The sequence below is a fragment of the Rhodococcus sp. R1101 genome (assembly GCF_000278445.1).
In the GTDB taxonomy this organism is placed as follows: Bacteria; Actinomycetota; Actinomycetes; order Mycobacteriales; family Mycobacteriaceae; genus Rhodococcus; species Rhodococcus gordoniae.
Genome location: NZ_AJVB01000597.1, coordinates 1 through 2,044, shown reverse-complemented (window position 1 = coordinate 2,044; position 2,044 = coordinate 1). Strand labels below are relative to the sequence as shown.

The 2,044-nt window shown below is 66.6% G+C and carries 3 protein-coding genes; 1 reads left to right on the top strand and 2 read right to left on the bottom strand.

Translation table 11 applies throughout. The features are described from left to right. Positions 1 to 268: metal-sulfur cluster assembly factor (locus tag R1101_RS0122125; RefSeq protein WP_016935415.1), on the top strand; the 268-nt coding region annotated here is incomplete at its 5' end. Between the two features lie 56 nt (positions 269 to 324). Here the strand turns inward: R1101_RS0122125 and ku are convergent. Both ku and R1101_RS0122110 read right to left on the bottom strand, forming a co-directional pair. Continuing rightward, positions 325 to 1,347 (bottom strand): non-homologous end joining protein Ku, encoded by a 1,023-nt coding sequence (ku, locus tag R1101_RS0122120; protein WP_016935414.1) that lies wholly within the window; start codon positions 1,345 to 1,347, stop codon positions 325 to 327. Positions 1,348 to 1,445: 98 nt separating this feature from the next. Continuing rightward, positions 1,446 to 2,044: lycopene cyclase family protein (locus R1101_RS0122110; RefSeq protein WP_016935412.1), on the bottom strand; the 599-nt coding region annotated here is incomplete at its 5' end.

The following is a 2,044-nucleotide window of genomic DNA, read 5'->3' as shown; positions in this document are numbered from 1 at the left end:
CGACCCCGAACTCGGCATCAATGTCGTCGATCTCGGTCTCGTCTACGGGATCTCCGAGGCCGACGAGATCGTGACCGTCGACATGACCCTCACGTCGGCGGCGTGCCCCCTCACCGATGTCATCGAGGATCAGGCCAAGGGCGCACTCGTGCGCAGCGGTCTGTGCGACGAACTGCGCATCAACTGGGTGTGGATGCCGCCGTGGGGTCCCGACAAGATCACCGACGACGGACGCGAGCAGCTGCGCGCACTCGGGTTCACCGTCTGATCCGGCTGCCTCCGGCTCCGAAGCCTCGGCGCCTGATCTCCGACTTCTCGTCGGGGTCAGGCGCCTTTGCGTTCGCCGGAGGTCTTCTTGGCAGCTGTCTTCTTCGCAGGACTCTTCCTGGCCGCCGTACTCGTGGACGCGGTCTTCTTCGCTGTGCTCTTCTTCGCGGGACTCTTCTTCGCCGTGCTCTTCGATGCGGTCTTCTTCGCGGGAGCCTTCTTCTTCGCGCCCTCGTCGTCGTCTTCGTCGTCCTTCGAGGACTTCTTCCCGCCCGAGGACGAACCGGACGGAACCTTCTTACCCGCCGCGTCGACGCTGCGCTGCAGGGCAGCGACGAGGTCGAGCACCTCGGCGTCCTCCTCGTCGGTGTCGGGTTCGGCGACCTGGAAGACCTTCTCGCCACCGCGCGCGAGGGCCTCGTCGATCAGCGTGCGCAGCTCCACCTGGTATTCGTCGGTGAACTCGGTGGGATCGAAATCGTCGGACATCGATTCGACGAGGGTCTCGGCCATCGCGAGTTCGCGTTGTTTCGGCTTCTCGATGTCGTCGAGCGACTCGAACTCGGCCGCGCGCACCTCGTCGGGCCACAACAGGGTCTGCAGGATGAGCAACCCGTCGCGGGTGCGCAGCGCCGCCAGCCGTGTGCGCTGACGAAGCGTGAAGTGCACCAGCGCCGTCCGGTCGCTCTGCTCGAGGGTCGCGGCGAGCAGGCCGTAGGCCTTCGGCGACGACGAATCGGGCTCGAGATAGTAGGACTTCTCGAACAGGATCGGATCGATCTGTTCGGTGGGCACGAACTGCAGGACCGGGATCTCGTGCTTCTCCGCCGCGGGAAGCTTCTCGAAGTCCTCGTCGGTGAGCACGACCCGCTCGCCGTCCTCGGAGTCGTAGGCCTTGTCGATCTCCTGGTAGGGAACGACCTCACCGCACTCGGTACACACGCGCTGGTACTTGATCCGCCCGCCGTCCTTCGCATGCACCTGGTGGAAGGTGATGTCGTGCGACTCGGTGGCCGAGTACACCTTCACCGGCACGTTGACGAGGCCGAACGCGAGTGAGCCTTTCCAGATCGACCGCATGTGTCCATCATGATCGACACGCCGGGAGAACGCTGGAAAGCTGCGAAACTCACCGGGCGGCTCGTCGAGACCTTCGCCACACCGTCGTAACCGGGAGATCAGCGGATCGACCGCAGGATCGTCATGCGCCGGGACCGGGGTAGCACCCGGAACAGCCGCCACATCGCGCTCGCCACACCCGACGCGTCGTCGCGACCCGACAGATACGCCCGTTGCTGCGCGACCGGCAGGTCGAAGAACGCGCCGAAGAACTCGATCGCACCGTGCGCGTCGAGTCGCAGCAGGACCCGCAGTCCCATCTGCCGCATCGCCGCCACCGAACGGGCGCGGGCAGACCACAGGACATGCTGCGGGTCGTCGCCGCGGCGCATCGCGTCCACCACCGCATCCGCAGAGGACAGTGCTGTGGCCACCGCGTAGCCCGTAGCCGGATGCATGAGACCGCCGCGGGCACCGAAACCGATCACCCCGGGCGACGTCGGTGCGCCCTCCACCGCGAAGCGCACCCGTTCGACCTGCTCGTCGCCGGTCGTGTGCACGCCTCGCGCTGCGAGGCGGATGTGTAGGCGCCGTTCGAGTTCGCCGAGACCGAGTGCCGGGCGGCCGACGAGGCAGGTCTCCTCGAGGATCGTGCGGCCGTCACCGACCGGCACCGCGTAGAGGAAGGACGGGACATCGTCCGGAGCGGTCCCGTTGT

Bases quoted from the DNA above. Each gene is read 5' to 3' on its own strand.
- ku (WP_016935414.1), bottom strand. From the start codon at position 1,347: ATGCGGTCGATCTGGAAAGGCTCACTCGCGTTCGGCCTCGTCAACGTG.